Annotated in this window: 17 protein-coding genes; 5 read left to right on the top strand and 12 right to left on the bottom strand. The window is 61.8% G+C overall.

Annotated elements, in window-relative coordinates; translation table 11 throughout:
- Position 1: 1 nt before the first annotated feature.
- From LJY25_RS02100 to LJY25_RS02090, 3 genes are all read right to left on the bottom strand, one after another.
- A complete protein-coding gene (locus tag LJY25_RS02100) occupies positions 2-568 on the bottom strand; it encodes a DinB family protein (protein ID WP_227606565.1) in 567 nt (188 codons plus the stop codon).
- 184 nt (positions 569-752) lie between these two features.
- A complete protein-coding gene (locus LJY25_RS02095) occupies positions 753-1,736 on the bottom strand; it encodes a pyruvate dehydrogenase complex E1 component subunit beta (protein ID WP_227606564.1) in 984 nt (327 codons plus the stop codon).
- A 174-nt stretch (positions 1,737-1,910) separates the two neighbouring features.
- Positions 1,911-3,638, bottom strand: a complete 1,728-nt coding sequence (locus LJY25_RS02090) for a tetratricopeptide repeat protein (RefSeq protein WP_227606563.1) — start codon at positions 3,636-3,638, stop codon at positions 1,911-1,913.
- A gap of 240 nt (positions 3,639-3,878) precedes the next feature.
- Here LJY25_RS02090 and LJY25_RS02085 point away from each other — a divergent pair, with 240 nt between their 5' ends.
- A complete protein-coding gene (locus tag LJY25_RS02085) occupies positions 3,879-4,097 on the top strand; it encodes a PspC domain-containing protein (protein ID WP_227606562.1) in 219 nt (72 codons plus the stop codon).
- On the opposite strand, the gene LJY25_RS02080 is transcribed toward LJY25_RS02085, so the two are convergent.
- The gene (locus tag LJY25_RS02080) at positions 4,020-5,093 is read right to left on the bottom strand and encodes a glycosyltransferase family 2 protein (protein ID WP_317206570.1); all 1,074 of its coding nucleotides are present in this window, start codon (positions 5,091-5,093) and stop codon (positions 4,020-4,022) included. The two genes, LJY25_RS02085 and LJY25_RS02080, sit on opposite strands and share 78 nt — an antisense overlap.
- 40 nt (positions 5,094-5,133) lie before the next feature.
- The gene (locus LJY25_RS02075) at positions 5,134-5,475 is read right to left on the bottom strand and encodes a YbaB/EbfC family nucleoid-associated protein (protein ID WP_227606561.1); all 342 of its coding nucleotides are present in this window, start codon (positions 5,473-5,475) and stop codon (positions 5,134-5,136) included.
- A 375-nt stretch (positions 5,476-5,850) separates the two neighbouring features.
- On the opposite strand from LJY25_RS02075, the gene LJY25_RS02070 reads away from it, so the two are divergent.
- A complete protein-coding gene (locus LJY25_RS02070) occupies positions 5,851-6,387 on the top strand; it encodes a hypothetical protein (protein ID WP_227606560.1) in 537 nt (178 codons plus the stop codon).
- A 226-nt stretch (positions 6,388-6,613) separates the two neighbouring features.
- Here the strand turns inward: LJY25_RS02070 and arsB are convergent, their stop codons facing one another.
- The 6 genes from arsB to LJY25_RS02040 form a co-directional block, all read right to left on the bottom strand.
- Positions 6,614-7,714 carry an ACR3 family arsenite efflux transporter gene (arsB, locus tag LJY25_RS02065; protein ID WP_227606559.1) on the bottom strand — a complete coding sequence of 367 codons (1,101 nt, stop codon included), beginning with the start codon at positions 7,712-7,714 and terminating at the stop codon, positions 6,614-6,616.
- Positions 7,701-8,237, bottom strand: coding sequence for a GNAT family N-acetyltransferase (locus tag LJY25_RS02060; RefSeq protein ID WP_227606558.1), 537 nt, complete (start codon positions 8,235-8,237; stop codon positions 7,701-7,703). Before LJY25_RS02060 ends, arsB begins: the two co-directional genes overlap by 14 nt.
- A 6-nt stretch (positions 8,238-8,243) precedes the next feature.
- On the bottom strand, positions 8,244-9,017 hold the full coding sequence (locus LJY25_RS02055; RefSeq protein WP_227606557.1) for a metallophosphoesterase family protein: 774 nt from the start codon (positions 9,015-9,017) through the stop codon (positions 8,244-8,246).
- Between the two features lie 66 nt (positions 9,018-9,083).
- Positions 9,084-9,542, bottom strand: a complete 459-nt coding sequence (locus LJY25_RS02050; RefSeq protein WP_227606556.1) for a DUF6428 family protein — start codon at positions 9,540-9,542, stop codon at positions 9,084-9,086.
- 29 nt (positions 9,543-9,571) lie between these two features.
- A complete protein-coding gene (locus tag LJY25_RS02045; RefSeq protein WP_227606555.1) occupies positions 9,572-9,919 on the bottom strand; it encodes an ArsR/SmtB family transcription factor in 348 nt (115 codons plus the stop codon).
- 244 nt (positions 9,920-10,163) lie between these two features.
- Positions 10,164-11,213, bottom strand: coding sequence for a LacI family DNA-binding transcriptional regulator (locus LJY25_RS02040; RefSeq protein WP_227606554.1), 1,050 nt, complete (start codon positions 11,211-11,213; stop codon positions 10,164-10,166).
- 312 nt (positions 11,214-11,525) lie between these two features.
- On the opposite strand from LJY25_RS02040, the gene LJY25_RS02035 reads away from it, so the two are divergent.
- From LJY25_RS02035 to LJY25_RS02025, 3 genes are all read left to right on the top strand, one after another.
- Positions 11,526-12,041, top strand: coding sequence for a COG3415 family protein (locus LJY25_RS02035; protein ID WP_227606553.1), 516 nt, complete (start codon positions 11,526-11,528; stop codon positions 12,039-12,041).
- Between the two features lie 231 nt (positions 12,042-12,272).
- Entirely contained in the window at positions 12,273-12,695 is a 423-nt protein-coding gene (locus LJY25_RS02030; RefSeq protein ID WP_227606552.1) for a hypothetical protein, read from the top strand.
- A 155-nt stretch (positions 12,696-12,850) separates the two neighbouring features.
- The gene (locus tag LJY25_RS02025; RefSeq protein WP_227606551.1) at positions 12,851-13,813 is read left to right on the top strand and encodes a YitT family protein; all 963 of its coding nucleotides are present in this window, start codon (positions 12,851-12,853) and stop codon (positions 13,811-13,813) included.
- A 10-nt stretch (positions 13,814-13,823) separates the two neighbouring features.
- On the opposite strand, the gene LJY25_RS02020 is transcribed toward LJY25_RS02025, so the two are convergent.
- Positions 13,824-15,776, bottom strand: coding sequence for a T9SS type B sorting domain-containing protein (locus LJY25_RS02020; RefSeq protein WP_227606550.1), 1,953 nt, complete (start codon positions 15,774-15,776; stop codon positions 13,824-13,826).
- Positions 15,777-15,844 lie beyond the last annotated feature (68 nt).

Below are 15,844 nucleotides of genomic sequence, written 5' to 3'. Positions count from 1 at the left end.
TCTAAGCACTCTTGCGCACGGCGGCCGGCTGGCTTTTCAGGGCCTGCTGAATCCGGCCGAGCTGGCGCTGGTGATGCAGCACGTGGTCGACCATGAAATCCAGGGTCTGGTAGATGGTGAGCATGCCTGAGCGGGGGTGGCGGAAAATACTGCGGTTCAGCAGCTGCGACGGAAACTCGTTGAGCAGGCGCTCCAGCCGCCGCCGGGTGCCGTCCCAGTCGTGCTGCAGCTGGGACAGGGGCGGCACGGTATCCGGGGTGAGCTCCGCCAGGCGCTTGGGGGCCTTGAACTTCAGAAACGGCACCCGCAGCAGCACCCGCAGCAGGCGGCTGCGCAGAAACCCGCCGACACTGGACTTTTCCAGTCCCTCGGCCTGGAGTACCTTCTTCTCGATGTAGTCCTGAATGCCGGACTCCGCTGCCAGCAGGTGCTGGACCACCTGGGCGGCCGACCATTGCCCGGCTCCCGGCGAGAGGTGCGACTGGTCCCCCATTTCCCGGGCCGTCTGGAGCAGGCGGGAGGTGGCGTGTTCGAGCTGCTCAAAGCGGATGTGTAAGCGGTGATTCATAGGAACGGTGGGAGGAAGCTTGGTGGGGCGGGTAAAGTACGAATAAAGCCGAAGCCCGACAGTTGCGCCGGGCAGGTACCATCGCGCACAAAAAGCCGGCCCGTTTGGCAGAGCATCAGAATATTGCACAAAAAAGCCCCGCCCGGTACGAAACCAGGCGGGGCTTTTCTTGACTTATCGGGCGCTAGGCCTTCTGGTAGGTTACTTCCTTTACGGCCTGCAGCACCCGGGCTACGTTGGGCAGCGAGGCTTCGATGAGGGTAGGTGCGTAGGGCAGGGGCACGTCCATGCAGGTGATGCGCACCACCGGGGCGTCGAGGTAGTCGAAGGCGCGGCGCTGTACGATGTAGGCCAGCTCCGAGCTGATCGAGGCCAGGGGCCACGCTTCCTCTACGACCACCATGCGGTTGGTTTTCTTCACCGACTCCACCAGCGTGTCGTAGTCGATGGGGCGGACGGAGCGCAGGTCAATCACCTCGGCTTCGATGCCTTCCTTGGCGAGTTCATCAGCGGCGGCGTGGGCAATCTTCATCATCTTGCCAAAGCTCACCAGCGTCACGTGCTTACCGGGGCGGGTGATGTTGGCCTTGCCGATTTCCAGCAGGTACTCTTCCTCCGGCACCTCGCCCTTGTCGCCGTACATCAGCTCCGACTCCATGAAAATCACCGGATCGGGGTCGCGGATGGCGGCTTTCAGCAGGCCCTTGGCGTCGTAGGGCGTGGAGGGCACCACTACTTTCAGGCCGGGCGTGTTGGCGTACCAGTTCTCGAAGTTCTGGGAGTGCTGGCTCGACAGCATGCCGGCGTTGCCGGTGGGGCCACGGAATACGATGGGGCAGGAGTACTGTCCGCCCGACATCGAGTAGATCTTGGCGGCCGAGTTGATGACCTGGTCGATGGCGACCAGCGAGAAGTTGAAGGTCATGAACTCGATAACCGGAATCAGGCCGTTGATGGCCGCGCCCACGCCGATGCCGGCAAAGCCGAGCTCGGCAATCGGGGTATCAATCACGCGCTCGGGGCCAAACTCGTCGAGCATGCCCTGGCTTACTTTATAGGCGCCGTTGTACTCGGCAACTTCTTCGCCCATCAGAAACACGCGCGGGTCGCGGCGCATTTCTTCTGATAAGGCTTCACGCAGGGCTTCCCGGAATTGGATGGTCCGCATAGTCATTATGGGTTGACAGAAACTCGAAAGGTCAAAGCAAGAAAAAGCCGGCACTCGACCGGCGTGTAAAGCTACGACGAGAAGGCGGGCCGGGCAAATACAACGCTAAAGCAAATAAGCGGGTGATTTGACGGGATTACACGTCCTGCGGGAGCGGGTAAGCGGCGCTAGAACCTAGCGCAGCACCTCAATAAACATCTTCGTGCCGGCATACTCGCGGAACTCCAGGTCTTCCACGGCCCGGTTGGCAAAGCTGCGGTCCAGCTGAATGGCGCGGCGCAGGTTCTGGGCCACTTCGCCTTCCTGCTTGGCGCGGGCCGCCGTCACGGCCAGGCAATAGTAGGCCAGCGGGTCGTTGGGGCGGATGGTCAGGGCCTCGCGGTAGATGCCCGCGGCGCCCTCGTAGTTCTGCTTGAGCAGGTAGATGACGGCCCGGTTCATCGTGTTCTGGTAGCTTTTGCTGCTGTAGTTGAGGCTGTTGATAGCGTCGCCCAGCTGACCCACCTCGATTTCGAGGGCCGCTTTATCCGCAAAGATCTTGTCGAGCGTGGCCCGGGAGCCGCCCAGCTTGATGGCATAGTCGTAGTTCTGCAGGGCTTCGAGCTGGTCGCCGGCCCGGTGGAAGGCAGTGGCAACGCGGTAAAACATTTCGGCCGTGGGGTTGCGGTGGGCCGCCAGGGTGAAGTTGGTGGCCGCCCGGCGCAGGTAAGCCCGGCGCACTTTCTCGCTAACTTCCTTTTCGGAGCGCTGCAGCAGCACCACGGCCAGGTTGTGGTAAGCTTCCCAGCGGCCGGTGGTGGCAATGGCAGTTTCGTAGATGCGCTGCTTTTCGGCCAGCAGAGGCGTCAGCGTAGCAGAGTAGCGCAGCTCCTCGGGCGTGAGGGCGTCGGCCTCCATCTCCTTGTCGACAATCTTCTTCGACAGCAGGTAGATTTCCGAGTCGTAGCGCTTGGGAGCGGTGTACTTCACGGCCACGGTGCCGAAGCGCAGCACCGGGTAAATGTAGTCCTGCAGGTAGTCGAAGTAGGAGAGGCGGTGCAGGCTTTTCTCTTTCTGGGCGTAGGTGCCGGGCGTGTCGTTGATGAGCTGCACGATGGAGTCCTGCTGCTCGGGCTTCAGGGCCGAGGTCTGCACTTTGCTCAGCAGCAGGTCCCAGCGCTGCCGGTACGCCCGCGTCTCGAAGTCGATCCGGCCCACCTTATTGAGGTAGGAATAGGTATCGACGCGGTCCTTATAGTACTTCTCCAGGGCCTTGACCCGCTTTTCGGCCAGCCGGGGGTCGTGGGCGTCGAGGGAGTCGGGGGAGTGGCCGGCTACAATCATCACCTTCTCCGTGCGCTGGTTGGCGTCGATAAAGTCTTCCAGCGCGGCCACGTTGGTGCCGAGGTAGTTGCGGATAGCAGCCTGGCCTTGGTCGAAGAAGAAAGGCAGCACCCGGGTGCCGCTCATGATGTTGCTGGCGGTTTCGGGCAGCAGGCTGATGGCTGTGTCTTCGCGCACCACGAGCCGGGCCGTGGTCACGATGCCCCGGGCCAGGGTGATTTCCGGCGCCTTCAGCCGCTTGCCGTTGGGCTTCAGCTCGCGCACCTCGGGCCGGGCCACCAGCACGCCGGGGTTCTTGCGGGGCGCATAGGGAAACGAGAACTGCTTTTTAGCCAGCAGCTGGTCTTTGCGGGCTTCGTCGTACACGTACTCACCCAGTACAAAGTTGAGGCGACCCAGGGTGTCTTCGCGCAGGCCGTTGTCGTAGCGGTAGGTTAAGTTCAGGCTGTAGGCCCTGCCTTTGCGCAGGTGCTTGGCCGGCACGGAAGCGGCTACGTCGAACAGGACGTTTTCGCCATTGCTTTCCAGCACAGCGGGTTGCACCGAAATTTGCTGCCCTTCCTGCGCAACCTTGAGCATGCGGGGTAGCGTACAACCAGACAACGCGCAGGCGACAAACCAGCCAAGGGGGCAGAGGAACCGGCGCAAATCAACAATCATAGAGTAGGGAGAGGGGCGAAAATTCAGGACAACAAACGGAAAAACAGGTCCTGAGGGTCGGAAATTGTGCGGCTTTCTCGAAATGTTCGTTTGCGTTCCGACGCTTTTGTCCGTATTTTGAACCACATTCAATAGTCCTGGGCGGCTAGCAACGGCGTTATGAAACGACTAACCGACTTTATCGAGAAACAGAGCTTTGGAGTGTGCAACACCTTGGGGCAGCGGCTGGGCTTTTCCTCCAGCAGCGTCCGCCTGTCGTTCGTGTATGCTTCCTTTTTCACGTTCGGCTCCCCGATCGTGCTATACTTTGCCCTGGCTTTCTGGATGAACGTGCGCCGGGCTTTGCGCCGGCAGCGCAGCACCGTCTGGGATCTGTAGGGCCGTAAAGGTGCGGCAGCCCCGGGCAAAGTAAGCCCATACCAGACTGCCGCCGTACACGCCCGGGCGCTCGGCCGTGCGCAGCCGGGGCCGGGCCGCCCGCCGCCGGATTTTCCAGTACTGCCGGTGGCGGAAAAAGTCGCGGTGAGCCCGCAGGATGGCCCGCGCATCCGGCAGCTGCCCCTGCGTGAGAAAACGCAGGGCAGCCACCCAATCCAGAAAAAGGCGGGTACCCACAACCGAGTACAGCTCCGAGCGGGCGACGTTCTTGTACACCAGGGCCAGTCCGTTGCGGAAGTTGAGGTAGGTTTTACGGGGGTTCGACTTGTGCAGGGTGCCCCCACCCACGTGGTACACCACGCTGCGACCTTCGTACCACACTTCCTGACCGGCATTCCACAGGCGCCAGCACAGGTCGATTTCCTCCATATGGGCGAAAAAGGCCTTTTCCAGTCCGTCCAGCGCGTGCCAGGCCGAGGCCCGCACCATCATGCAGGCCCCCGTCGCCCAGGCTACGGGCCGGGCGTCGTCGTACTGGCCGTGGTCGACTTCGAGGGTGTCGAACAGCCGTCCCCGGCAGAAAGGGTAGCCCAGGCGGTCGAGGTAGCCCCCGCCGGCCCCGGCGTACTCGAAGTAAGTAGGCTCGGCGTAGGAGCGGAGCTTGGGCTGGCAGGCGGCAATAGCGGGCCGGGCTTCCAGGCGGGCCCGCAGAGGCGGCAGCCAGCCGGGCGTCACGGCCACGTCGGAGTTAAGCAGCACGTAGTAGCGGGCCTCAACCTGCCGCAGGGCCTGGTTATAGCCTTCGCAGAAGCCCAGATTTTCCGGATGCTGCAGAACCTGCACAGTGGGAAAATCCCGGGCCAGCACGGCCACCGAGTCGTCGGTAGACGCATTGTCGACTACCACGATGTGGGCCCCGTCGGCATAGGCCAGCACGCCGGGCAGGAACTGCCGCAGCAGCTCCCGGCCGTTCCAGTTCAGAATAACGACCGCCACATCGGCGCAGCTACCGGCCAAAGCAGCAGCTGCGTCCGGACTAGAGGCCAAAGCTGCCGAGGTCGAGGCCCGGAAGGTTGGGCAGCAGCCCCGAGGTCTTGCTTTTAAGCTCTTCGCGGGCCTTTTCGCTGACTTCCTCCATCACCTTGTTTACCGCAGCTACCACCAGATCGGCCAGCATGTCGCGGTCCTGGGGCGTGAGCAGCGACTCGTCGATTTCCAGCTTGAGCAGGCGGCGCTGCCCGTTGGCAGTTGCCTTGACCAGCCCGCCGCCGGATTCGGCCGTGGCGGTAAGGTGCTGCAACTCGTCCTGGGCCAGCTTCATCTTCTCCTGAAGCTCCTTTACCTTGCCCATCATCCCCATCATGTCGAATGGATTCATAAAAAGTGCCCTCAGGGCGTTTAGATAAGCTTTATGTGGTGGGTTGTAACGGGGTTCCCTGCCGATACAATCTGTTCAGTCATCAAGATTTGTTTTCGCAATGACCTGAACCGCCTGCCTGCTCCGCAAGGCGTACCCGGAGGAAGCCGGAGCGGGGTAGCAATAGCACAAAGGTAGCAGCTTCAGGAAAGCTACAGTGGTCGGTAAAGTAGTGGCCAAAATGTAGCTTGGTAGCTCGTTGGCGCTTACCGCTTGCTTATGGACGCTCTACCAGACGGGCTTTTTGGAATGCTTGTTTATGGGACTCTGGCCCTGGTTGGCCTGTTCGCGCTTTTTCGGTACATCCGGAGCTTCTTCGAGCCCTATCCTAGGCGCATGCAAAGCATCCTGGAAAGGGAGCGTCACGCCGATTCGGAGCTTTGGCAGTTTCTGCAGCTTGAAAAGAAGTGGCTGAAAAGTGTCGCTGACCGGCACGTCCAGGTCTGGCTGACGAGCAGGAGCGGTGATTTGGAGCCGCAGCTGCAGGCGCAACTGCGAAGCCAGCGGCGGCGGATTTTAGCCCGGATTCCAGCCGCCGAGCTGAAGCTACCGGATTCCCGCTCCCCGCTTACCCCCGACCTTCAGAACTTCTATACCGAAATCGTCAACGGGGCGCGGGATGCTATTCAAGGCAGCCCTTACGCGAAGGCCATGTACATTCCCTGGAATTTGCTGCCCTACCCGCTGAACTATACGATTTTCGCAACCGAAGCCCTGGTAACAGGCGGGCTGGACACTGGCTTCGACGCCCGGGCCCTGCTAGCCCTGCTGACGAGCCGGGTTATCAATGTTCACTCCTACTGCCTCCCGGCCGAGCCGGAAGCAAACGAGCAGACCGGATTAGATTATCTACACGAAGCCCGGCGTGGATAGCATTCCAATCCCGCGCGATATGGACGTCCCAAAACGCGTGGGAAAAGGCTGGGTCTCGTGATAGGGACTGCAGGGCTGGCGTTGTTATACCTACTTGGCCAAAACGCCACAGCCGTTAGGCCGTCCAGAAGGCGTAGAATTACCTGATAGCAGTTTCGACGCCGGGAAAGTGCCCGTAAGGATAGAATTGCTCTAGTTGCCATCATGCTGAGCGTACTCTCGCACATTACTCTCTCCGGCCTTCTGGTTCCGGCTTGCCGTACCAGCGGCGCCGGAACCAGAAAGCCACGTTCACCAGGGCAATCAGGGCCGGTACTTCAATCAGCGGGCCCACCACCCCGGCAAAGGCCTGGCCGGAGTTCAGCCCGAACACGCCGATAGCCACGGCAATGGCCAGCTCGAAGTTGTTGCCGGTGGCCGTAAAGGCAATGCTGGTATTTTCGGCGTACCCGGCGCCCAGCCATTTGCCGGCCGCAAAGCTCAGCCCGAACATGATGGCGAAGTACAAAACCAGCGGCAGGGCGATGCGCAGCACATCGAGTGGAATTCGCACAATCAGCTCCCCTTTCAGGCTGAACATGACGACAATGGTAAAAAGCAGGGCCAGCAGGGTAACGGGACTGACAGCAGGAATAAACGTCTGCTCGTACCACGCGTCGCCCTTGAGCCGCCTTAGTATGTACCGGCTCAGAAAGCCGGCTGCAAACGGAATGCCCAGGTATACCAGCACGCTCTGGGCAATGGCGCCGAGGCTGATGTTTACGGTGTAGCCCTTCAGCCCGAAGTAGGGTGGCAGCACCGTAATGAACAGCCAGGCCAGCACGCTGTAGAACAGCACCTGAAACACTGAGTTCAGCGCCACGAGGCCGGCAGCATATTCCCGGTCGCCGTCGGCAAGGTCGTTCCAGACCAGCACCATCGCAATGCACCGGGCAATGCCAATCAGGATCAGCCCGATCATGTAGTCGGGCCGGTCAGGGAGCAGCCAGATGGCCAGCCCAAACATCAGCAGCGGACCTACTAGCCAGTTTAAAACCAGGGAAAGGCCGATGATGCGGGTATTGCGGAAAACCCGGCCCAGCCGCTCGTACTTCACCTTGGCCAGGGGCGGGTACATCATCAAAACCAGGCCCACGGCTATGGGCACGTTCACGGTGCCCACTGAAAAGTAGCTGATGGCCTGCTCGACGCCCGGCACGGCGTAGCCCAGCCCCACGCCGAGCAGCATGGCCAAAAAAATCCACAGCGTGAGGCCCTGGTCCAGGCGGGAAAGTTTCTTGGAAGCCACGCCGAAGGCGGGCACCGGGCCGGGATTATGCCTGCTCATGCACGGAAGTTGGGGTCAGCTCAGCGCCAACGGTTGGGCTCCGGCGTTCGAGCAGCACGGTATCGCGCCACACGCCTTTCAGCTGACCGATTCGCTCCCGGCGGCCGACCAGCCGGAATCCATACGCTTCGTGCAGCCGGATGCTGGCGGCGTTTTCCGGGAAGATGCCGGCCTGCAGGGTCCAGATGCCCTGCTGCTCCGACTCCCGGACCAGCTCCGCCAGCAGCTGCCGGCCGATGCCCTGGCCCCGCGCAGGACCGGCCACGTACACGCTGACTTCGGCCACGCCGGCGTACACGCACCGGCCGGAAACGGGAGTCAGGGCCGCCCAGCCCAGCACGCAGTCCTGCTCGTCGAGAAACACGAGGCGGCTGTGCGGCAGATGGCTTGCGGTCCACTCGCTCCACTCCGGGGCTGAGGTCTGAAAGGTGGCATTGCCGGTGGCAATACCCTGTTCATAGATGGCCCACACGGCAGGCCAGTGAATTTCGGTAAGCGGCTGAATGCGCATAGCGGTGGTCATCAGAAGTTAGTAGGCACGCCGAAGCATGTCCGCATATTCATTGGGAAGGGGGCTGGTTTCCACAGCCCGGGCGGCTTTTTCCACGTCATAAGGTACCCGCACCAGCTCACTGCGCAGGCTTTCGGGCTCGGTCAGCCGGGTTTCCGGGCCGAGGTGCAGCAGCAGGTAGGCCGCGCGCGGGTCCCCGTCCTTAGGCTTGCCCACCGACCCGATGTTCAACGCGTGGCGGTAGCGCGTCTGCCCTTCGTGCTCGTAGGCAAACGTGCGGTGGTAGGGCTTGTGGGTGTGGCCGAAGAGTAGGATGTCGGCATTGGCTTCCTCCAGGATGCGCAGGAAGCTGGCCTCGGGCCGGTCCTCAAACAGGTACTCGTTGATGCGTCGGGGGGAGCCGTGCACCATCAGCAGGCTAAGCAGCCCCGGCTCCTCCTGAAAGTCCAGGCGCATATGCTTGGGCAGCAGGCGCAGATAGCGCCGTTCGTCTTCGCCTACTACACCGTTGGTAAACGCAATGCTTTGGGCACCCAGGGCCTTGTCCGCATCGGTTTTGTAGGCGCAGCCGCAGTCGGCGCTGTTCAGGCCAATGCCCTGGTCGTAGTTGCCGGCCAGGGTTGGAATGCGCCGTCGCCGGATTTCAGCAATGACCTCGTTGGGCCAGGGCGCGTAGCCAACCAGGTCGCCGAGACAGAACACCATATCGGGCCGGCGCTGGTCGAGGTCGGCCAGCACGGCCTCAAGGGCCGGCAGGTTGCCGTGCACGTCCGAGAAAAAGGCAATGGTCATGGAGGCAGGAGCTAGGTTGAAAAAAAGGAAAACGGCGCCCTTAGTAAGGTAGCGCCGTCGGAAAGCTTAGCAGCAGCCCCCACCCGGCGTGCAGGCGGCAATCGGCAGCTGTGGCAGGGCAAAGCCGGCATCCGGAACGCCGCACGCGTCCTGGGCCAGACAGGCGGTTTGCTTCTGCGTCAGCACGAAGTCTTTGCCATCGAAGCGGAGCCCAAACTTGCCGATGGTCTGCTGCTGGTACTCGACTTCGATGTCGAGGTCCTCGCGGCCCAGAATCTTTTCCGACAGCGTCAGAATATGCAGGAATTTCTGCGGGGCCAGCCGATGGTCGTAGTCCCCGGCTTCCCAGAGCTGGAAGTTGGCCACGGTTTCCTGCCGCTCCACGCCGCCGCAGTCGATAAAGTGCTTGCTGACCAGCCCCACTTCCGTCACGTGGAAGTGGGAGGGAAGGTACTCACCGTTGGGCAGCCGAAAGTTGACGGCCTCCAGCCCCGCCAGGGACTGCTTCATTTCGGAGATTTTCATGGTCTGGAAGTGGTTAGGTGAAAAAGAATTTAGCAGCAGGTGCCGCCGGGGGCGCAGGCGCTGGTGGCGGTCGACTCCACGAAAAAGGCGGTGAACTGCTGGTGCACCTTGCGCAGCAACTCGGTGTTCAGGCAGTAGCAGACGGTAAGCCCGTCGATTTCTCCCCGGATCAGGTCCAGGGCCTTGAGCTCCTGCAGGTGCTGGGAGACCGTAGTGCGGCTCAGGGGCAGCTCAGCGGCAATGTCCCCGGAAATGCAGGTTTGCTTGGACGCCAGCAGCTGAATAATGGCTACCCGGGCCGGGTGGCCCAGCGCCTTTGCTACCCGGGCCAGTTCCTGCTGCTCCTGGGTGAATTCGGTGGTTTTAGCGTAGGTCATCCGACTCTGTTATGAAGTATGTTGCAATTATACGACATGGTATGACGTATGTATACTGCATAGAGAAAATAAATTTTCGTTTCGAATGATAAATAGCCTCTACGCGAGTTAATCAGCGTTTTCGTAGAGGCTTACTGCCGGGGTAGGGGCGGCATAATGTTGCCGTAGATACATTCCGGCTAACCTGCCTTGCCCGGGCAATCCTCCGTTCCCAAAAGAAAGTAGCTCCGAAAGCCAGCCGGCTCTACACGGCCATCGACAGCGTTTCGCGCGGCGTGCGGCTCGAGGAGCCTCGGATCAGCAGCTCGGGCTGGAGCACGACCTGCCGGGCCGGCACGTGCTCGGCTCCCTTGGCAACCATCTCCAGCAGCATCTGCACGGCCGTCTGGCCCATCAGCTCGCAGCGCTGGTCTACTGACGTCAGCATGGGCTCGGTAAGGGAAGCGAACAGCTCGTTGCTGAAACCGGCCAGTGCCACGTCGTGCGGAATGGTGCGGCCACTGCGCTTGAGCACCTGCATGGCCCCTACCAGGGCCAGGTCGTTGCAGGAAAATACCCCGTCTACCCGTGCGTCGTGGCCGAGCAGGAACTCCATACCCAGGCAGCCGTCCTGCATCGACAGGTCGCTGAAGTGCACCAACCGGGGGTCGGCCACGAGGCCGTGGTCGCGCAGGGCGTCGGCGTAGCCCTGGTAACGGTTTTTACAGATGTTGATGTGCTGGGGCCCGCCCAGATGGGCCACGCGCCGGCAGCCCTGCTCGATAAGGTGAACGGTGGCCTCATACCCACCCTGGTAGTCGTTCAGCACCACGGCACTCACACCCGGGTCTTCCAGAATACGGTCAAAGAACACGAGCGGAATGCCCTGGTCGCGGACCTCATCGAGGTGGCGGAAGTCCCGGGTCGAGAGAGCCAGCGACACCAGAATACCGTCCACCTGGGCGTTGAGCAGGGTTTTGATGTTTTTCTTTTCCTGGTTTACGTCCTCGTTCGACTGGCAGATCATCACGTTCAGGCCGGCCTGGTTGGCAATGGTCTCGATGCCTTTTAGTACCAGCGCGAAAAAATGGCCGTCGATGTGCGGAACGACCACGCCCAGGGTGTTGCTGCGGCCGTTGCGCAGGGCGGCGGCCAGCTGGTTGGGCTGGTAGTTGAGCTGCCGGGCCAGGTCCCAGACCCGCTTCTTGGTTTCGGCGCTGATTCGGCTGTTGTCGCTCAGTGCCCGCGATACCGTGGACACGGACAGGTTCAGCTGAGCCGCGAGGTCGGATATGGAAGCGCGATGAATAGCCACGGTGAAAGATAAACAGGGAATGCCGAAGCAGGTTCGGAAAAAACAAAAAAGCTGCCTGGGAAACGGGAGGGAAGGGGAATATAGTTCGCAACTAAAAACCAAGCCCGTCCCTTGCGGCGGGTAATGATAGGAAAAGTTGGCAATAGTTGTGCAAACGTTTGCACAAACGAAAACGCCTTCTTACATTCGGCCCGTTGAACTCAGTTTCGGGTTTGGTAGCTGGCGGCATACATCTGCAGCGGCCCACCTTCACCACTAATCAGAGACCCGAAACCGTCAGCGCTATCAGCAACCTTAGTCCGTTTAGTTCCGATGGGTCGTCACCGTTTCTCCCTTAGCCTATCCCGCAAGCAGCAGGCCTACCTCACGGATTTCGTGAGCTCCGATATTATCTCCCGGCAGCAGCGCAACCGCGCCCAGGTTCTGCTACACTGGCTGGCCGACCTGTCGGCTCAGGAGTCGGGCGAGCAGCTCGGCCTGAGCATTGACCGGGTGTACAGCATGCGGCGGGCTTTCTCCCAGCAGGGCTTCAAGGACTATCTGCACGACGTGCCGCGCTGCGGCGCCCCCAACAAGCTCACGCCCAAGCTGGAAACCCAGCTGCGCCGGCTCACCCAGCAGGCCGCCAACAAGGGCAAGCGCCTGACGCTGAATATGCTGGCCCAGCGGGTAGTGGAGCTCGGGTACACCGACCGAATCTGCACCGTAACACTGCAGCGCGCTCTTAAGCAGGTGCAGGCGCCCCGTCCTGATGCCATGACGCGTCGGTCCGGGGCCCCGTATACCCTGGTGCAGCGCAGCCGCGTAGCCGAAGAGCAAGCCGCGTAACCACGTCTATTTCTTTCCGGGCTCCTCTGCTGTTGTCCATCCGGGCTGTAGCGGAGGAGCTTTCTTTTGGCGCCTGGGCAGTTCCATCGAAAGTCGGCCCAATACGAGCCGGGTGGTAGCGGATCGGGTTGCTTCTGCATTCTTTCCGAACTCTGGCTGCCCGGCTTCGTTTCTTAAGGCAAGCAGGCTGACCGGTTCGTAACCCTAGCTGCGCTTTGCTACTGCTGCCGCGTGCCATTTAACCAACTTAAGCTGCCGAATTACCCTATTGCTCTGCATCCGTGCGTGGGGCCCGGGGGCGCGTGGTCGTGGCTTTTTGGGGTATGGCTCCTGGTGGCCGGACTGGTGGCTCCCCATCCGGCAGCGGCGTCTGTCGAGCAGGTATCCATCGCGCCCACGGCAGCCCTGCAGCCGGTTCCGGAAAAGCTGGCGGCGGGGCTGGAACTGACCCGGGAGGCCGTCCTGCCCCCGGCCGAGTGGCTGCCGGGCCTTACGGAGCCACTGGCAGATGTTCCCGCCGTTTGCCCACCTGCCTACCGGGCGGCAATCTGGTGCTTCGTACCGACAGCCCTGGCAGGAGAAAGTGAGTCGCCCGGCTTCTGCAGGTCCGGCGGCCGGCTGCTGCGGGTTAGCGTATCCCCCAACGCTCCCTAATAAAGCATATCAGTAGCATGGCGCTGGCTGGCAAGCCCGACCTATCGCCGTGCCCGGATTGTGCCGGTCCTTTCTCTCCATCGGAATGACAGGCGGCGGTTCGGTATGCCTGCAAGGCTGATTAACTTTATTTTCAATAGGTAACGCGTGCATTTATGCTGCTTCAACAACTGTTTCTTCAACGCCTTCAAAAGCGCAAAGGCACTGGTGCCGGACTGCGTCCGTCGGGATTTCAGCGCCTGCGCAACTCCCCCCGCTGGAACCTGCAGCGGCTTTTGCTGGACGGTCTTTTTCTCAGCGCCGGTATTTTTTCGGCGGCCCTGGGTCTTAAAGGGTTTCTGCTGCCCAACGGCTTTATTGACGGGGGCGTGACGGGTATTTCCCTGCTGCTTGGTCAGCTCACCGGGGTTTCGCTGTCCCTGCTGATTGTGGTCATCAACATTCCCTTTATCATCCTCGGCTATTTTCAGCTTGGGCGGCAGTTCGCGGCCAAGACGCTGGTGACGATTCTGGTGCTGGCCCTGGTACTGCTGGTTATCTCCTTTCCGACCTTAACCCACGACAAACTGCTGATTGCCGTGTTTGGCGGCTTTTTCCTGGGGGCCGGCATCGGCCTGACGGTGCGGGGCGGGGCCGTGCTGGACGGCACGGAGGTGCTGGCCGTGTACGTCAGCAAAAAAACGCCCCTCTCCGTTGGGGACATCATTCTGCTCATTAACATCGTGATTTTCGCGGTGGCCGCGTGGCTGCTTACCGTTGAAACCGCCTTGTACTCCATTCTGGCCTATCTGTCGGCAGCTAAAACCATGGACTTCATCATTGAGGGGATTGAAGAGTACACGGGCGTCACCATTGTCTCAGCCCGGAGTGAGGCCATTCGGGTAATGGTGACCGAAAAGCTGGGCCGGGGTGCCACGGTGTACTCCGGCAAGCGGGGTTACGGCACGCAGGGGCATCAGCTCAACGAGCTCAACATCATCTTTACCGTTGTTACCCGCCTGGAAGTCACCCAGCTTACCGACGAAATCAACAAGATCGACCGGCAGGCGTTCGTGGTTATGCACAGTGTACGCGACACCAAGGGCGGCATGATCAAAAAGCGCCCCCTGCACGGCTGACGGGCGGGTTTTACCTGACTATGGTGACGGTGCCATGCTGCACCGACGTCTGCCCGGTTTCCTCTTTTACTTCCAGCCGCCAGACGTACGCTCCCAGTACCGGCCGCTCGTTGTTGATCCGGCCATCCCACGCCTTGCTGCGACTGGTGCTGCGGAAAACTTCCTGCCCGTTGCGGTCCAGCACGATGAAGGTGAACTGGTTGAGGAAGCGCCCTTTAACTTCGAGCACGTCGTTGAGCCCGTCACCGTTCGGCGTGAAAGCCGTGGGCACAAAGACCTTGACGCGGCGGGTCACGCTGGCGGTATTCGAAAAGCTGACGGCCGTCTGCCCCCCGCCGGTGGCCTCGAGCCGGTAGCGGAGTACCTGCACGTCGGTGGGGGGGCGCGTATCGAGGTAGGAGGTGCCCGTCACGGCCGTTGACTGCAGAATGGCGCCGTCGGCCGCCAGGGTGAGCAGGCGGTAGGAAACCGGCGCCGACGGATCCGGGCCCACCAGCGGAAGCCAGGTCAGATTCACGGTGTTGCCCTCAGCGTCGGCGGGCTGAGCCTGGAGCAGGGCCGGACAGACGCTGCTGCTTTCGGCCGACCGGTTGCCGCACACATCCTGGTAGCGGGCCGAGTAGCAGCTGCGGTTAGCAGGGCTGACGTTTACCAGGGAGTCGCGGTACAAGCGGCGGGAGGTCGTGGCCAGCACTACCGGCGCCCCGGTTCCGGTGCGCGCATACGTGAGCTGTCCGCTGCCGGCCTGCCCGGGCACTGTAGCGGTCAGCACCACCACGTTGCGCTCATTGAAGCTGACCTGCAGGCGTGGCACGGGCTGCACCTGCCGTGGCACCGCCAGAACGCAGGACTCATTGGAAACCGACGAAACCGCAGTGGCTCCCGCCCCAGAGCTGCCTTCGAGCCGGTAGCAGTACCGGACTCCGCACACCACGTTCACCGAGTCAGTAAAGGAAGTAGCGCCGGCCGGAACTGCCCCCAGGGCCTGCCCGTCGCGGCGCAGCGTGTAGGAGCTGAAACCGCCGTCGGTAACCCAGTTGATGGTATTGTGGCCGTTGGCTGAGGTAGCCGTCAGGGCAATGGAGCAGAGCGGGGTGGAGGCCGGCAGGCTGGGACTCTGGCAGGCGTCGGTCAGGCGAAGCCGGTAGCAGCCGGGGGTAGCCGGGTTGGGAAGAGTGGCCGAGGTTGTATTCAGCTGAGCGCCGGGTACCGGGCCAAAGCCGCCGGTCGTGGCCTGCTCCAGCACGTACTGGTAGCCGGCCGGGGCGGCATCAAACTGCAGCTGGGTGGTGGCGCCTTCCACCCGGAGGCTGCGCACCAGTGGGGCAGCCGGGGCGGGCAGCACGGTAAAGTTCTGGGTGGCCGAATTAGTACAGAGCCCGGCCGCCGCGTAGCTGCCCGTTACGGTAACCGTGCTGCTGCCGCTGGCCGGAGCCGGATACGAGGCAACGCCCCGTGTGGCCGGCGCCGCCGCCCCGCTGCCGATGCGGACGGTGTACTGGTCGTAGGTAGCGTCGGTTATGTTGATCTGCACCGAGCCCGGGGTGCACGGCACGATGGAAAAGGATGGTGCCGGTGTGGCTACCACGTTAAAGGTGCGGGCGTAGATGGTCGAGGGGTTCGGGGCGTTATTGGCGTTTTCAGTGATGGTAACCGGCCCCGCCTGGGTGGGAGTATACAGGTCGGTACGATTCGGAAAGGCACAGACCACCGTGGAGCCCGGCGTGCCTTCGTAGAAAACCAGCCCCAGGCCCACCCGGCCGGGGCAGGGCTCAAACCGGACCTGCCGGCCCACGCAGAAGCTTTGGACCTCCGCCCCGGTCTGCACGTCGAAGGCACGGAAGATGCAGGCCGGCGGGTTGGGTGAGGTCGAGCACGGAACCTGACCCGAGGCCGAACCGGCTGCCGCCAGCGTGGTCAGGACAATGAGCAGAAGGTGTCGGTAGTAAGTCACTAAGCTCATAACGTGCACCAGGACCGTTTTTGTTGTGCAGTCGTGGGGATAAGAAGATGAGGGATGAAGGATAGAGA

Origin of the sequence: Hymenobacter translucens (genome assembly GCF_020685205.1) — a bacterium.
In the GTDB taxonomy this organism is placed as follows: Bacteria; Bacteroidota; Bacteroidia; order Cytophagales; family Hymenobacteraceae; genus Hymenobacter; species Hymenobacter translucens.
Note: the sequence above shows the minus strand (reverse complement) of the source record. Positions and strands in the feature narration are given on the sequence as shown.